We start from the raw sequence: 14,627 nt of genomic DNA, 5'->3' as shown, positions 1-14,627 counted from the left end.
GCGGGGCTGAGGCGCGTCGTGGGGCAGCACAGCAGTCGCTCCGGCTTCCTCTCCTTGCGCACCTCGATGGTGAGGACCGGTCGTTGACGGCGAACGACGAAAGCGTAGCCAGCCTACGGGCGGGCCGCCAGGGGCGTCCGGCCGCCTGCGGCGAGGGCTGCCATGGCTCGTGGGGCCGGCGCGGAGGAAGCTGGCTCCACGTCGGCGCGACGTGGTATCCGCCGGCCCCTTTGGAGCTGCCCCCACAGACGGGGCAGCCAAGGGCCCGCCAGGAACAGCCAGGGGTGGCCCGGGGTGGCCAGGGGGTGGCCCGGGGAGGTGGCCCGGGCGCACTCACCCCGTGCCCCGTTCATGCGGGCAGCTCCAAAGGGGCAGAGGAGTGCACCCGCCGAGCCGCGCCGGCGAGCGGTCAGGCCCAGTCCTCGGCCGGGTCGCCGTCGGACGGGCCGACCACCGGAGTGGAGGCGACACCAGCACCGACGCCAACACCGGCACCAACCCCAGCGCCAGCACCGGCACCGGCACCGGCACCGGGCGGGTCAGCGGGGCCGAGGGCCTGGTCGAAGGTGGCCGCGGCCGGGGGGCCGCCGTGGGTCCACGGGGTCTCCGCCGGGTCGGGGAACGCCCCCGCCGGCAGGAACGCGTCCGACAGGGTGGTGAGGCTGAGCCGCTCCCCCACCTCCGGCACGGTGCCCGGCGGGGCGGTCAGCCCCCGGCCCATCCCGCCGGAGAGTTCCAGCACCACCTCGGTCTTGCCGTCGGCGGCCGGGGTCAGGAAGACCACCTTCGCCTTCTGCCCCGGCCTGGCCGTCGAGTACAGCGTCGCGCCCACCGGCACCGCCACCGGCTCGGTGGTGACCACCTGGATCCGGGGCCGCAGCACCGGCCGTTTGCCGGTGTCGTCCACCCGCCTCGGGTCGGCCAGCGTCACGTCCGCGACGAACGCCTCCCCGGTCAGCCGGTGCTCGGCCATCACCAGCGGGTCGTCGTAGGCGCGCTGGACCGCGTACGAGGTGCCGGCCCGCTCCAGCCGGTGCAGGCGCACGGCCGCCGCCACCGCACCGTCCCGACGCGGCTGCGGCCCGCCACCGGCGTCGACGTGCTCGGCGTGGGAGGTGAAGGCGTCCCGGTCGCCGGCCCAGCGCCCCTCGACCCGCGCGCCGGGCGGCAGGGCGGCGAGCAGCCCCACGCCGCGCCACATCAGCTCCCAGGTGGGCGCGAGCTGCCCGCGCAGGGCCAGCTCCAGCTCCGCGTACGCCGACCGGCGGGCCGTCTCGTCGTCGGCCGCGTCGGTGTACGCGGCGATGGCCGGGGCGAGCACCTTGTTGTCGAACTCCGGGTCGGTGGCCGGGCCGGCGGGCGGGCAGACCGCCGGGTCCTCGGCTCGGGCCGCCGCCCGCGCGCCGTCCAGCCCCGGCGGCGGGTCGAGCCAGCCGAGCACCGCAGGCAGGTGCAGGTCCTCCACCGCGCTCTGTCCGGTGGCCCAGTGCAGGGTCAGCGCCTCGGTCATCGCCAGCAGGGCCGACGACCCGGGGTGCTCGGCCCGCTCGGCGAAGAAGGTCAGCCAGCGCCCGAGCAGCGGCACCGACGGGTGCACCGGGTACTCGCCGTCGGGCCGGCGGAACCGGGTGGAGCGGCCGAACAGCCGAAGGAACGCGAGCCCGCCCGGGTTCGGCAGCAGCAGCTGCGGCGCGTCGACGTACCGATACCGGACGTCCCGGCCCCGGTCCACCGCGACGGCCTCGGACACCCCCCGGAAGGAGTCCAGGTAGGGCAGCACGATCCCGGCCAGTTCGGCGGCGAACGCGAAGCGCTGGTCCCGGTTGCGGGGCTGCGGCACGATCAGCAGCCGGGCGTCGCCCGGGGCGGTGCCGACCAGCGCCGCGAGGGGGGCGTTGGCCTCGCCGGCCATGGCCAGCGGCACCAGCACCAGCGGCCGGGGCGACAGGTGCAGGTGCCGGACGGTAGCCACCGGCTGGGCCACCCCGGCGGCGAGCGCCTGGGCCTTCGCGAGCGCGCGCAGCGTACTCATGCGGGCCGCCCGGCCAGGGCGTCGGCGCGCAGCCGGGCCGCGGCCCGCAGCAGCGCGGCGGCCTCCGCCTGCTCCGGCTGGCCGGAGTGTTCCCCGCCGGCCAGCGCGAGCGCCTCCGCCACGGTCGCCACACCGCCGAGCGCCTCGCGGACCGGCCGGCCCAGCGTGGCCGTCTCGGCGCGGGTGGCGTGCCGGCAGAAGTACGCCAGCTCGCAGGCCGCCAGGCAGTCGGGCGCGTAGCGGGCCGGCACCGACAGCAGGGACCGGCGCAGGTCGGCGGGGTCGGCCGCGGGGTCGGCGGTGAAGCCCGCCGGCACGCCGGCCAGCAGGTCGTCGATCCGGGCCATCCGGTCGAGCTGCCGGCGCAGCACCAGCAGCTGCTTGCGCACGTCGACGAGGCTGGCCACCGGCTGGTTGGCGAAGTCGCGCGGGCAGACCAGCAGCACGTCCGAGGAGACCAGTTCGGGGTCGTGCCCCTCGGCGGCGAGCAGCTCGCGCAGGGCCAGCACGTAGACGGCGGACTGGATCGCGGCGGCGGCCACCTTGCCCGGGTCGGCCTGCCCGTCGATCACCGGGAACGACTTGACCTCGACGACGTGGAACCGGCCGGCGAGCCGGGCGGCGACCAGGTCCGGTTCCAGGTGCACCCGCTGGCCGGCGACGTCCAGGCCGAGCAGCGGATGGTCGAACAGGGCGGCCTGCTCCCCCGCGCCGGTCGGCGCGGCTGCGGCCAGCGCGGCCCGGGACCGCGCGGACCGGTCGGGCTGGCCGGATTGGCCGGATTGGCCGGGCCGGTCGTCGGCGCCGAGGTCGGTCCAGGTCGCCGGGCCGCCCGGGTCGACGCCGAGCCGCTCGGCGACCAGCCGGAGCAGCTCGGCCCCGCCGTCGGCCTTGACCTGCGCCTCGAACGTGTTGCCCCGGGTGATGGCGAACCGGGACTGGCCGAACCGGGCCGGGAAGCCGACCCGCTCGGCCAGCTTCGGCTTGTCCACCCCGGCGCTGTCCAGCACGGCCCGGCGGGCGCAGCCGGGGTTACCGGTCAGGGCGGCGATCGTCCGGGCGTTGTGCCGCCGAGGTGGTACGTCGCCCCGGATCTCGGCCAGTCGCTGCGCGGTGCTCGTCACGACACGCCACGATAGGCCCTCTCCGCCGGTTCGGCGCGGGCCGCGCCGCGCCGCACCAGCGCGGCGACCGTGGCGGCGGCGACCAGCGCCGCCCCGGCCATCACCCAGAGCACGGTACGCAGCCCGGAGGTGAAGCCCGGGTCGGCGAGCCGGCCGGCGGTGGTGCTGGCCAGCACCGCGCCGACCACCGCGATGGCGATCGTCTCGCTGGACAAGCGGGCGGTGTTGATCATCCCGGCGCCGGTGGCCGCCCGGCCCGGCGCGACGCTGCCGATCGCGATCGCGTCGAGCAGCCCGATCGACAGGCCGATCCCCACCCCGATGGTCAGCAGCGGTCCCGCGAGGGCCACGGCGCCGCTGTCCGGGGCGAGCACGGTGGCCCAGGCCGCCCCGATCGCGACCACCACCACGGACGCGACGATCACCGCCGGGGCCGGCACCAGCCGGGTCAGCGCGCCGCTGAGCAGCGGCAGCACCAGGGTGGGGGCGGTGAGCAGGATGAGCGTTCCCCCGGCCGCGCCGGGGCTCATGCCGACCACCGTGGTCAGGTACGACGGCAGGTAGACCAGCAGCGGCACCAGCACCGCGACGGTGGTGGCCGCCGCCAGGCAGACGCCGAGGAACCGGGGGCTCGCCAGCAGGGCCAGGTCGAACATCGGCTCGGCTCGGCGGCGCTCCACCCGGACGAAGACCGCCAGCAGGGCCGCCGCCGCGACGAAGGCCGCCACGATCACCGGGGCGGACCAGCCGAACTCGGGGCCCTGCACGAAGCCGAAGATGAGCAGCAGCAGCGCGCTGGTGAACGACACAGTGCCCGGCCAGTCCACCCCGCCGACCCGCGCCGGGCGGGACTCCGGCAGCCACGGGACCAGGGCGAGGACCGCGCAGGCGACCAGCGCCGGGGCCACGAAGACAGCCCGCCAGCCGAACGCCCCGATCAGCAGCCCGGCGATCGACGGGCCGAACGCGAGGCCGACGCCGATGGTCGTGCCGAAGAGACTGAACGCGCGGGCCCGGGCCGGTCCCTGGAACGCGTCCGCGAGCAGGGCGGCGGCGCTGGTGGCGGCGGCGGCCGCGCCGATCCCGGCGAGCACTCGGGCGACGTCGAGCAGCACGATGTTCCCAGCGACCGCACCGGCCAGCCCGGCCACCGCGAAGATCCCCAGGCCGACGGCGTAGACCAGGCGGCGGCCGAACAGGTCGGCGAGCGCGCCGGTGGCCAGCATGAAGCTGGCGAAGGTGGCGCTGTAGCCGTTCACCACCCACTGCACCCCGGCCAGCCCGGCGTCGAGGTCGCGGCCGATGTCCGGCAACGCGACCGAGGCGCCGGTCAGCGAGATGGGCAGCGACACTGTGGACAGCAGAACGGCGATGAGTACGACGGTAGGGCGGTTGCGCACGATTCTCCCCGTTCCTCGCGGCCTCCCCAGCGTAGGTGCCGATGGTCGGGCCGGCGGCCTCAGGGGGCTCAGCGGCCGGCGGAGTGGGAATGGTCAGCGGCCGGCGGAGCGGTTCCAGGGCGAGCGGGGCAGGGCGGTGCCGGCCAACGGGCGACGGGTACGGCGACGCGGGCGGCGACCGGGGGTGCAGGGCGGGCGGGAGACGGTGTGCACCGGCGCTGCCGGGACGCCGGCCGGCTGGCGGCCGATCAGCCAGCAGAGGAAGCGGGCCACGAGGGATCAGCCGACCGGGAGGCGCTCGGCCTCGGCCTTGGCGATGTCGTACTGGGCGCCGCAGAAGGTGCACTGCTTCGCGTACTGGGTACGGATCGGGATCAGCGGGACGAAGAACAGGGTGAACCTGGTGGACCGGCGGGTGATCACCTGGGCGGCGTGGTTGCCGCAGTTGCGGCACACCTGCTGCACCACGCCCGACCGGTCGACCTTGGTCCGGAGCCCGAATATGAAGAACATCGCCCCGCATTACCCACTCGCCCAGCCTTCTGCACCCCGATTTGCCATACCCCTCGACAGCGCCGAGCCAGTTTACCGTTAGCTATACTCGCCGAATGGAGCCGGAGGAGTGGGACATCTTCGTCGTCGACGAGGTGCGGGCCTGGATCGACGATCTCGACCCGGCATTCTGCTCGTCGCGGGTGACAAGGCCGGACAGTGGAACGCCTGGTATCAGCAGGCCATCCCGCTCGCGGAGCAGCGCTACGAGATCTACCAGAAGGAACGCACGCAGCAGGAAGGGGGAGAACAGTGAGCAACCATGTCCGCTGGAAGGACATCAGGGCCGGGTACGTGGAGCGGGCCGGTGGAGAGGAAGCGGTCGAGGCCGGCAAGCAGGAACTCCTGGCCGAGACCGTCGGCCACCGTCTGGCCGAGGTCCGACGGGCCCGTGGGTTCACTCAACAGCAGGTTGCCGACCGGATGGGGGTGACCAAGGGCCGCATTTCCCAGATCGAGCAGGGCAAGATCTCCGGGCAGGAGGTGGTGGCCCGGTACGCGGCTGCAATCGGCGGGCGCCTGCACCAGGCGATCTACTTCGAGGACGGCGACATCGCTGCGATCGCCTGAGGCCGCCCACAACTCCAGAGGTTCGGGGCGAGACGGCCCCCGTCCGCCACGACTGGTCGGCGTGGCGGACGGGCACCTCTGCTCAGCGGGCTGCGTCGGCGGTCGCCGGCTCCTCCGGGAGCCAGATGGGCTGCCAGTCCGGCATCTGGTGGTAGTGGGCCAGCTCGCAGAACCCGCCGTACGTGCCGCTCCACGCCGCGTACGGCGGGTTTTGCTCGCCGAAGCCGCTCTGCGCGAAGGTGAGCTTCGTCTTCCCGTCGGACTTTGTCTGTCAATCGGTTCGACGAAAGGGGCGGCCGAGGACGGCCGCCCCTTTCGTCCTGTGGTGGGTCAGGCGGTCCAGTCCGGGCGCAGCGGGTAGCCGTTGACCCCGTCCGGGCCGTTGCGGGTGGCCAGCACCTGGTGCAACTGGATGCCGTTGCGCTCGAACGCCAGCCGGGAGCCGGCCATGTACAGGCCCCACACCCGGGCGGTGCCCTCGCCGACCTCGGCCACGCACTCGTCCCAGCTCGCCACCAGGTTGCGGCACCACCCCGCCAGGGTCAGCGCGTAGTGCTGGCGCAGGTTCTCCTCGTGGTGCACCTCCAGCCCGGCGTCGTGGAGCTCGCCGATCAGCCGGCCCGGGCCGGGCAACTCGCCGTCGGGGAACACGTACCGGTCGATGAACGCGCCGGAGCGGTGCGGGGCCCGGTTGTCGGCCCGGGTGATGCAGTGGTTGAGCAGCCGGCCGCCGGGGCGCAGCCGGTCCCGTAGGGCGCCGAAGTAGACCGGGTAGTTGCGCACCCCGATGTGCTCGGTCAGGCCGATCGAGGAGACCACGTCGAACTGCTCGCGCGGCGCGTCCCGGTAGTCCAGGTGACGCACCTCGGCGAGATCGGTCAGCCCCTCCCGTTCGATCGCCGCCTGCGCCCACTGCGCCTGCGCCCTCGACAGGGTCACCCCGAGCGCCTTGACGCCGTACTCGCGGGCCGCGTGCCGCACCATGCCGCCCCAGCCGCAGCCCACGTCGAGCAGCCGCATCCCCGGCTTGAGCGCGAGTTTCCCGGCGACCAGGTCGTACTTGGCGGCCTGGGCCTGCTCCAGCGTGTCGTCGGGGGCGCGGAACACCGCGCAGGTGTACGTCATCGAGGGGCCGAGCACCTTCTCGTAGAAGGCGTTCGAGACGTCGTAGTGGTGCGAGATGGCGGTGCTGTCCCGGGACCGGGAGTGGCGCAGCCCGTTCATCACCCGCTTCCAGCGCGGCGCGGCCTCCTGCGGCGGGGGCGGCGGCGGCATCAGCCGCTCCCAGCCCAGCCCGCGCACCAGGGCCAGCCCGTCGGCCAGCGCCGGCGGGCGGAGCCTCAGCTCGTCCTTGAGCACCCGCAGCGCCTCGTACGGGTCGCCCGCGTGGACCCCGCCCAGGGCCAGGTCGCCGCTGACGTACGCCCGGGCCATGCCCAGGTCGCCGGGCGCGGTGAGCAGGTACGACAGGCCCCGCTCGGAGCGGATGTCCAGGGTGATCCCGGCGTCGGACGGGCCGACGGCGCTGCCGTCGTACCCGGTGATCCGCACCGGCAGGGGTCCGGCCGTGACGGCGCGGACCACGTCGGCCACGGTCGGGGCCGGCCGCCGGCCGCCGGCCGGCGGGGTGGACGGGACGCTCGCCGCCCCCTGTTCTCGATCGGTCAGGCTCATCTTCGTGCTACCGCCTTCTCGTAAAGTCCGGTGAGCCGGTGGTCCGGGTCGTAACGGTCCTTCACCGCACGCCAGGTCTCGCCGCCGTAGAGACGGTCGAAGGCCTGACGGTCGTAGTACGCGTCCGAGTAGAGCGACTTGTGGCCGCCCGCGTCGGACACCGCGCGCTCGATCAGCCGGTTGACGTCGCCGTCGGCGGCACCCTCGGCGATCGGCACGGTCCCCCAGAAGCCGATGTTGACGTAGTTCTGCCCGGGGCGTAGGGGGTACAGCGGCCAGGGCCGGGCCGATCCGGGACCGGCCGGCTCACGCAGCCGCAGCGGGCAGAGCCAGACCGGGGACATCCGCACCTCGCGGGAGAACCAGCGCAGGAAGTCGGCCAGGCCCTCCAGCGGAATCTCCACGTCCTGCACCACCCGCTCGCGGGCGGGCTGGCCGCGCAGCCGGTCGATGCGCGCGGCGACCTGGTGCCGGTGCTCCAGCCGGACGAGACGGTGGTAGACGTCGCTGCGCCGCCACCGGGCCGGCCAGACCCGCCGGACGACCGGGTGCTGCACCCCGAACGCCGCCGAGCACCAGAACCAGTCGGTGTCCCAGCGCCAGAGGTAGTCGTGGGTGCTCAGCCAGTCGCGGGTGAGCCGGCGCAGCGAGCGGTAGTAGATGCCCTGGCCGGTGTAGTCGCTGACCTGCGGCGCGTCGTCGGTGAAGGTCGCCAGCACCAGGTACGCCTCGCCGGGGCTGAACACCACCCCGTCCATCGCGTCCACCGGCTCCCCGGCCCAGGACCGGGTGGCGGTGATCTCGCCGATGGCGTCGGTCAGCGCGGCCAGGTCGGTGAACCGGACGTTGCGCAGGGCCACGTACCGGCGCACGGGCGCGAGCTCGATGCGCAGCCGGGTGGCGTAGCCGAGGCTGCCCAGCGAGTTGGGGAAGGCGGCGAAGAGGTCGGCGTGCTCCCCGTCGGGGCGGGCGGCGACGATCTCGCCCGCCCCGGTGAGCACGTCCATCTCCAGGACGGACTCGTGCGGCAGGCCGTGCCGGAACGAGGTGGACTCGATGCCGAGGCCGGTCACCGCGCCGCCCAGGGTGATGGTGCGCAGTTGCGGCACCACCAGCGGCATCAGCCCGTGCGCCAGGGTGGCGTCGACCAGCCGCTCGTAGGTGCACATGCCCTGCACGTCGGCGGTGCGCGCCTCGGGGTCGACCCCGATCACCCCGCCGAGGCCGCTGACGTCCAGCCCGGGGGCGCTCGACGCCGACCTCGGGCGGAACAGGTTCGAGGTGCGTTTGGCCAGTCGCACGGTCTCACCGGCGGGGACCGCGGCGTACGACCGCCGCAGCAGATCCACCGCTCCGTCGTGGTCAACCCCATGATCCACACGGACAGCACACATGAGATCACTGTACGCGCGACAGGGCCGATCCCGTGGGACGTCCACGGTGGCCGTTCCCACGTCACACGGCATACCGTGGGCAGCATGCCGAGAGCCATCTGGAACGACCTGGTGATCGCCGAGAGCGACGACACGGTGGTGGTCGAGGGCAACCACTACTTCCCGCGCACCGCCCTGCGCGACGACCTGGTCCGGGAGTCGTCGACGCACACCTTCTGCCCCTGGAAGGGCACCGCCTCGTACTACACGCTGGCGCACGACGGGCGGACCAGCACCGACGCGGTCTGGTACTACCCGGAGCCAAAGCCGGATGCCGAGATGGTGCGCGACCGGGTGGCCTTCTGGAAGGACGTCACGGTCACCGACTAGGCCCCACGCCCGCTTGGGGACGGGCTTCCCCGCCCCGGCGCGGGCGGGCGCTTGCTGGCTGGCGTCGCGGGCGTCAGCGGCGGTGGGCGTGCAGCTCCGGGCGTAGGGCGCGGAGCTGGGCGAGGTGTTTGGGCAGGTGGACCCGGGTGTGCAGGTCGAGGCTGCGACCCCAGGGCAACGCCTCGTCGACCCGCAGGTCGACGTCCTCGTGCAGGCGGGTCTCGACGAGCGTCTGCGCCGCCGCCGGACCCAGCCGGTCCACCAGTACGCAGAGCTTCTGGCTGGTGCCCCGCAGCATGATGGCCAGCCCGGCCAGCCCGCCCCACTCGGCGACCAGCGCGTCGAGCTGCGGCCGGTGCATGGTCTCCAGGTCGTAGTACGCGAACGGTGACCCGGCCAGCACTGCCTCGGTGGCCTCGCTCATCAGCTCGTCGTTAGCGGCCAGGTGCGCCACGATCTGCTCGGCGCTCAGCTCCCCGCCGCCCGGCGGCTCGAACCCGCCCGCGTCCACCTCGGCGAGCACCTCGTCGTACGCCCGCCGCAACCGCCCGGTCTCCACGCCCCCAGTCAACCCGGCTTCCCGACCTCCTCCCCCTGGTGGGAGCGCCCGGTTCACCCGGAAGGGGACGAGGCCGGCCCGGGAGCCGACCTGACGGCCGGGAGCCGGTGGTCGCCCCACGCCGTCGGCCCGGGCACCACGGCCGAGTTTGCGAGCGCCCGGGTGCCGCTGCGCGCTCCCTATGGAGCTGCCCCGTCTGCGCTACCGGGCCGGCGGCAGCACGAACCCCGGCCTGGCGGCAGCACGAACCGTCCCGTGGTCGGCTGGTAGCACAAACGGGGCAGCTCCATAGGGAGCGACGGAGGGGTTGGCCGGTCGGAGCGGACCAGCCCGGCGCAGGGCACGCCGCGAGCAGAGGGCAAGAGGGCACGCCGCGAGCAGAGGGCACGCCGCGAGCAGGTTCGGCCCTGCCGTCAGCGGCGGCCCCGGCGGGCGCGGAGGTAGTCACTGACCACGTACTCGCCGAGGTCGTCGAGGTCCGGGGTGAACATCCGGCCCCGGGAGCGGCGGGCCACCGCGTCGACGAAGCGGCGCAGGCCCTCGTCGTCGCCGAGCATGAACAGGTTGAGTGTGGCGCCGGCCCGGGTCAGCCGGTCCACCTCCCGGATCGTCGCCTCGATCGTTTCCGAGAGCGGCGGCCAGTGGAAGTACGCCTCGCCGCCGTCGGGGTCGAGGTGGGCGGTCGGCTCGCCGTCGGTGACCACCAGGATCACCGGCTCCGCGCCCGGATGGCGGCGCAGGTGCCGGCCGGCCAGTTGCAGCGCGTGCTGGAGGTTCGTGCCCTGCTGGAGGTCCGGCTCCACCGCCGCCAGCTCCGCCTGGGTGAGCGGCGCCGCCTCCCGGCCGAAGCCGACGATCTGCAAGGCGTCCTGCGGGAACCGGGTCGCCACCAGGTGGGACAGCGCCAGCGCCGTCTGCTTCATCGGCCCCCACCGCCCCTGCGAGATCATCGAGTACGACAGGTCCACGCAGAGCGCCACCGCCGCCGACGCCCGGCGCTCGGTCTCCATCACCTCGAAGTCCTCGGGCGCGAGCTGCACGGGCACGGTCGGGCCGGCCCGACCGACCGCCCGGGTCAGGGTGCGCACCACGTCGAGCGGCTGCTCGTCGCCGTACTCCCATGGCCGGGACGCCCCGCTCACCTCGCCTGCGGCCCCGGCCGAGCGCAGGTCGTGCTGGCCGCGCGGCCCGGCGGTCAGGTCCGCGAAGACCCGGCGCAGGGCGGTGCCGGCGAGCCGGCGCAGCGCCTTCGGGCTGAGCGTCAGCCCATCGGAGTCCCGGGTCACCCAGCCCTGCCGGCGCAGCTCCCGTTCCAGCTCCCGCAGCCGGCGCACGTCGTCGGCGGCGTCACGGCCCAGCGTCCGGGACACCGCGTCGACGTCCACGTCGTCCAGGGTGGCCCCGGGCTGGTCCTGGTCGAGGGCGTCCAGCAGCTCGTCCAGCTCGGCGATCTCACCGAGCGCGTCGGCGGCCTCGCCGTACCCGAGCGACTGCGCGCCGCGGACCCGCTCGCCCCGGTTCCAGTTCAGGTCGGGGCGCAGCGCCCGCAGGTTCGCGTCCAGCGCCGACAGCTCGCCGGCCAGCCGGTCGCCGAGGGACTGGCGCATCAGCCCGGCCAGCTCCTCGCGCTGCCGGTCCGACAGGGACCGCATCAGCCGCTCCCCCGCCGCCGCGCGCCGGGCCAGCACGTCGACCAGCTCGTCGACGTCCCTCGGCCGCTCCGGGAAGAACTCGCCGTGCCGGCGCATGAACTCGGCGAACGCGTCGGTGGTGTCCTCCGACCGGGCATGCTGGGCAAGCAGGTCGTTCAGGTCGCGCATCATCTCGGCGAGCTGCCGCCGGGCGGCCGGGTCGGCGGCGGCCCGCGCCGCGTCCCGCAGCCCGGCGAAGCGCTGTTCCAGCACGTCGCCGCGCAGCCCGTCGAGGATTCGCTGGTACGCCTGCCGGGCCTCGGCGCTGGCCCAGGAGTACCCGGAGAGCCCCTGCACGGCGCGGGCCGTGGACCGGGGCAGGTTGTCCAGCACCGCCTCGGCGAACCGGGCCGCCTCGTCGGTGCGCCCGCGCAGCTCGTCCCGCTCGGCGGCGAGGGCCTGGTCGAGCAGCGCCCGGGCCCGGGTCACCGCGCCGTCCAGGTCGCCCCGGCGCAGCGTCTCCCGGCGCAGCCGCCGGGCCCGGGCGACCAGGTCGTCCAGGCCGCCCCGGCCCTGGGGGCCGCGCCGCAGCAGGTCGCGCAGCGCCTTCCGCAGGCTGCCGCCGGCCAGCATCTCCGCGCCGACCGCGTCCACCGCCGCCCGCACGTCGTACGGCGGGGCGAGCGGGTCCGGCCCGCCGCGCCACTGCCCGTACCGGAACCGGTTGCCGGCCACGGCTCAGCCCTTGCTGCCGTAGACGGTGCGCCCGCTGTCCGTGACGTCCTTGCCGAGCCGGCGGGCCAGGTGCAGCCCTTCCAGGACGAACTCGATGCCCGCCGCCGCCTGCTCCGGGGTCGGCGCGTCGCCCAACCCGAGCCGGTCGAGCGCCTTGGCCAGCCCCGGCACGGTGCCGACCTGGCGCAGCAGCTCGGCCGAGGAGACCAGCTCGCCGGTCTCGACCACCCGGCCGTCGTCCACCAGCGCGGTGAAGCCGGACAGGTCCAACCCGGCCAGCCGGGCCCGGAACGTGTCGTCCGTGGCGGTGCACAGCAGATGTTCCAGGAGCTCGATCTCCCGCCCCTCCTCGCCGCTCTCGAACTCGACCTTGCCGCGCAGCGTCGAGGTCACCGACACGGCGTCACCGATCCGGGCGACCGGCGCCTCGGACGCCTGATCGGAGCCGGCGGCGAGCAGGCCGGAGCGGCGCAGCGCGGCGGCGGCGACCGTCTCGGCGGCGGCGATGGCGAACCGGGCGGAGACACCGGAGCGCTGGTCGACCGACGGCGACTCGCGCACCGCGCGGGCGAACCGGGCGAGCACCTCCAGCACGTGCTCCGGCACCTCGCCGACCGGGTCGGCCTCCTGCCGGATCAGCGCCAGCTCCAGTTCCAGCTCCAGCGGGTAGTGGGTGTGGACCTCCGCGCCGAACCGGTCCCGGAGCGGGGTGATGATCCGGCCCCGGTTGGTGTAGTCCTCCGGGTTGGCGCTGGCCACCAGGAACAGGTCCAGCGGCAGCCGTAGCTGGTAGCCCCGGATCTGGATGTCCCGCTCCTCCAACACGTTGAGCAGTGCCACCTGGATCCGTTCGGCCAGGTCGGGCAGCTCGTTGATGGCGAAGATGCCCCGGTTGGTGCGGGGCACCAGCCCGAAGTGGATCGTCTCCGGGTCGCCGAGGGTGCGTCCCTGGGCGACCCGGATCGGGTCCACGTCGCCGATCAGGTCGCCGACACTGGTGTCCGGGGTGGCGAGCTTCTCGCCGTAGCGCTTCGAACGGTGCAGCCAGGCGACCGGCAGGTCGTCGCCGGCGGACTCGGCCAGGGCGAGGGACGCGGGGGTGAGGGGGCGCATCGGGTGCTCGTTGAGCACCGAGCCGGCGATGACGGGGGTCCACTCGTCGAGCAGCGCCGCCAGCGAGCGGATCAGCCGGGTCTTGCCCTGGCCGCGCTCGCCGAGCAGCACCATGTCGTGGCCGGCGAGCAGCGCCCGCTCGACCTGGGGCAGCACCGTGTCGTCGTACCCGACGATGCCGGGGAAGCGGTCCTCGCCGGTGCGCATCCGGGCCAGGAGGTTGTGGCGGAGTTCCTGCTTGACCGTGCGGTGTCGGTGCCCGGCGGCCCGCAGCTCGCCCAAGGTGGCGGGCAGGGTGGCGGGCGGGACCGGGAGAACCTGGTTGGGCTCAGTCACCCGACCAACGCTAGCGCGGCGCGGCCCCCCGCCCCGCCCCGTCGCCCGGACGGGCCTGGGCCCTCACCGTCCCGCTCGGGCGCGGATCAGCTTCGGCACCGCCGCGAGGCCGGTGACCGGGCGGAAGGCGCGGGCGGCGGCTGCCAGCGCCGCGTACTCGTCGTCGGCCAGGTCGATCTCGGCGGCGGCGGCGTTGCGCTCGACCTGTTCCACGCTCGACGCGCCGGGGATGGCCACCACGTTGGGGTGGCGCAGCAGGTGGGCCAGGGCGATCTGGCTGGGCGTGGCGTCGTGCGCGTCGGCCACCTCGCGCAGCGCACCGATCAGCGCGGTGCCGCGCTCCAGGTTCTCCGGCAGGAAGTACGGGTTGGCCCGGCGCACCGCCCCGCTCGGCGGGCTCTTCGCGTCGTACCGGCCGGACAGGAAGCCCTGGGCGAGCGGGCTGTACGCGATGACGATCCGGCCGGTCTGCTCCGCGTACGGCAGGAGGTCCTTCTCGGGCCCACGGTCGACCATGCTGTAGCGGACCTGGTTGCTGAGGACCCGGCGGCCCAGCGCGGCCTCGGCGAACCGCCAGCGGCGCTGGTTGTAGTTGCTCACCCCGACCTCGGCGACCAGCCCGACGTCCTGCAACGCCCGCATGCCCCGCATGGTGGTGGTGTCCGGGACCACCGGATTGGCCTGGTGCACCTGGTACAGGTCGATGCGCTGAACGCCGAGCCGGGCCGCCGAGGCGACCGCCCGCTGCTGCACCACCGGGGCGACCGGCAGCAGCGGGAAGACCTTGCTGGCCACCACGACCCTGCCCCGGTCGTCGCCGAGGGCCGCGCCGAGGATCCGTTCGCTGCGGCCGAAGCCGTACACCTCGGCGGTGTCGAAGAGGGTGACCCCGAGGTCGAGCGCCCGCCGGACGATGTCCGCCGCCCGGCGCTCGTAGTCGGGCCCGTAGCCCCACTCCTTCGAGCCGAACTGCCAGGTGCCGAGGCCGATCTTGGAGAAGGGCTTGGGGGTGTCCAGCTGCACGAAGCGCATCCCCCGAAACTACGCGAAAGGTAGGGCACCTTATCAGCACATTCCGGCGGCAACCACCACCAGCTCACGCCCGCAACGTCAACTGGAACGGCCGGTGAGCCCCCGG

13 protein-coding genes are annotated in these 14,627 nt (G+C 74.5%); 3 read left to right on the top strand and 10 right to left on the bottom strand.

Features of this window, described 5'->3' with window-relative positions; genetic code table 11:
- Positions 1–409: 409 nt before the first annotated feature.
- The 4 genes from GVV04_RS11660 to GVV04_RS11645 form a co-directional block, all read right to left on the bottom strand.
- Complete coding sequence (locus tag GVV04_RS11660; protein WP_235965962.1) at positions 410–2,032, bottom strand: hypothetical protein; 1,623 nt, start codon at positions 2,030–2,032, stop codon at positions 410–412.
- The gene (locus GVV04_RS11655; protein WP_161687439.1) at positions 2,029–3,156 is read right to left on the bottom strand and encodes a hypothetical protein; all 1,128 of its coding nucleotides are present in this window, start codon (positions 3,154–3,156) and stop codon (positions 2,029–2,031) included. The genes GVV04_RS11660 and GVV04_RS11655 overlap by 4 nt, the downstream gene beginning before the upstream one ends.
- A complete protein-coding gene (locus tag GVV04_RS11650) occupies positions 3,153–4,556 on the bottom strand; it encodes an MFS transporter (protein ID WP_161687438.1) in 1,404 nt (467 codons plus the stop codon). The genes GVV04_RS11655 and GVV04_RS11650 overlap by 4 nt, the downstream gene beginning before the upstream one ends.
- A 279-nt stretch (positions 4,557–4,835) precedes the next feature.
- Positions 4,836–5,069 carry a zinc-ribbon domain-containing protein gene (locus GVV04_RS11645; protein ID WP_161687436.1) on the bottom strand — a complete coding sequence of 78 codons (234 nt, stop codon included), beginning with the start codon at positions 5,067–5,069 and terminating at the stop codon, positions 4,836–4,838.
- Positions 5,070–5,178: 109 nt separating this feature from the next.
- On the opposite strand from GVV04_RS11645, the gene GVV04_RS11640 reads away from it, so the two are divergent.
- Both GVV04_RS11640 and GVV04_RS11635 read left to right on the top strand, forming a co-directional pair.
- Positions 5,179–5,364, top strand: a complete 186-nt coding sequence (locus GVV04_RS11640) for a hypothetical protein (RefSeq protein WP_235966200.1) — start codon at positions 5,179–5,181, stop codon at positions 5,362–5,364.
- Positions 5,361–5,678, top strand: a complete 318-nt coding sequence (locus GVV04_RS11635; RefSeq protein ID WP_161687434.1) for a helix-turn-helix domain-containing protein — start codon at positions 5,361–5,363, stop codon at positions 5,676–5,678. Before GVV04_RS11640 ends, GVV04_RS11635 begins: the two co-directional genes overlap by 4 nt.
- Before the next feature lie 330 nt (positions 5,679–6,008).
- Here GVV04_RS11635 and GVV04_RS11630 read toward each other — a convergent pair whose 3' ends face one another.
- Together GVV04_RS11630 and GVV04_RS11625 are read right to left on the bottom strand one after the other, a co-directional pair.
- Positions 6,009–7,352, bottom strand: coding sequence for a class I SAM-dependent methyltransferase (locus tag GVV04_RS11630; RefSeq protein ID WP_161687432.1), 1,344 nt, complete (start codon positions 7,350–7,352; stop codon positions 6,009–6,011).
- Positions 7,349–8,746: an FAD-binding oxidoreductase gene (locus tag GVV04_RS11625; RefSeq protein ID WP_161687430.1), complete on the bottom strand. Its 1,398-nt coding sequence runs from the start codon at positions 8,744–8,746 to the stop codon at positions 7,349–7,351. The genes GVV04_RS11630 and GVV04_RS11625 overlap by 4 nt, the downstream gene beginning before the upstream one ends.
- 84 nt (positions 8,747–8,830) lie before the next feature.
- On the opposite strand from GVV04_RS11625, the gene GVV04_RS11620 reads away from it, so the two are divergent.
- Entirely contained in the window at positions 8,831–9,115 is a 285-nt protein-coding gene (locus GVV04_RS11620; protein WP_161687428.1) for a DUF427 domain-containing protein, read from the top strand.
- Between the two features lie 73 nt (positions 9,116–9,188).
- On the opposite strand, the gene GVV04_RS11615 is transcribed toward GVV04_RS11620, so the two are convergent.
- The 4 genes from GVV04_RS11615 to GVV04_RS11600 form a co-directional block, all read right to left on the bottom strand.
- Complete coding sequence (locus GVV04_RS11615; protein WP_161687426.1) at positions 9,189–9,674, bottom strand: hypothetical protein; 486 nt, start codon at positions 9,672–9,674, stop codon at positions 9,189–9,191.
- Positions 9,675–10,087: 413 nt separating this feature from the next.
- Positions 10,088–12,040, bottom strand: a complete 1,953-nt coding sequence (locus GVV04_RS11610; RefSeq protein WP_161687424.1) for a vWA domain-containing protein — start codon at positions 12,038–12,040, stop codon at positions 10,088–10,090.
- Between the two features lie 3 nt (positions 12,041–12,043).
- Positions 12,044–13,489 carry a magnesium chelatase gene (locus GVV04_RS11605; protein ID WP_161687422.1) on the bottom strand — a complete coding sequence of 482 codons (1,446 nt, stop codon included), beginning with the start codon at positions 13,487–13,489 and terminating at the stop codon, positions 12,044–12,046.
- Positions 13,490–13,552: 63 nt separating this feature from the next.
- Entirely contained in the window at positions 13,553–14,521 is a 969-nt protein-coding gene (locus tag GVV04_RS11600; RefSeq protein ID WP_161687420.1) for an aldo/keto reductase, read from the bottom strand.
- Positions 14,522–14,627: the final 106 nt, after the last annotated feature.

It is taken from the genome of Micromonospora rubida (assembly GCF_009908295.1).
Lineage (GTDB): Bacteria > Actinomycetota > Actinomycetes > Mycobacteriales > Micromonosporaceae > Micromonospora > Micromonospora rubida.
This window is presented reverse-complemented; position numbering and strand designations above follow the sequence as displayed.

What these genes read in the sequence shown, in the direction of transcription:
- GVV04_RS11660 (WP_235965962.1), bottom strand. Translation starts at nt 2,032, where the DNA reads ATGAGTACGCTGCGCGCGCTCGCGAAGGCCCAGGCGCTCGCCGCCGGG.
- GVV04_RS11645 (WP_161687436.1), bottom strand. Translation starts at nt 5,069, where the DNA reads ATGTTCTTCATATTCGGGCTCCGGACCAAGGTCGACCGGTCGGGCGTG.
- GVV04_RS11630 (WP_161687432.1), bottom strand. Translation starts at nt 7,352, where the DNA reads ATGAGCCTGACCGATCGAGAACAGGGGGCGGCGAGCGTCCCGTCCACC.
- GVV04_RS11625 (WP_161687430.1), bottom strand. Translation starts at nt 8,746, where the DNA reads ATGTGTGCTGTCCGTGTGGATCATGGGGTTGACCACGACGGAGCGGTG.
- GVV04_RS11620 (WP_161687428.1), top strand. Translation starts at nt 8,831, where the DNA reads ATGCCGAGAGCCATCTGGAACGACCTGGTGATCGCCGAGAGCGACGAC.
- GVV04_RS11600 (WP_161687420.1), bottom strand. Translation starts at nt 14,521, where the DNA reads ATGCGCTTCGTGCAGCTGGACACCCCCAAGCCCTTCTCCAAGATCGGC.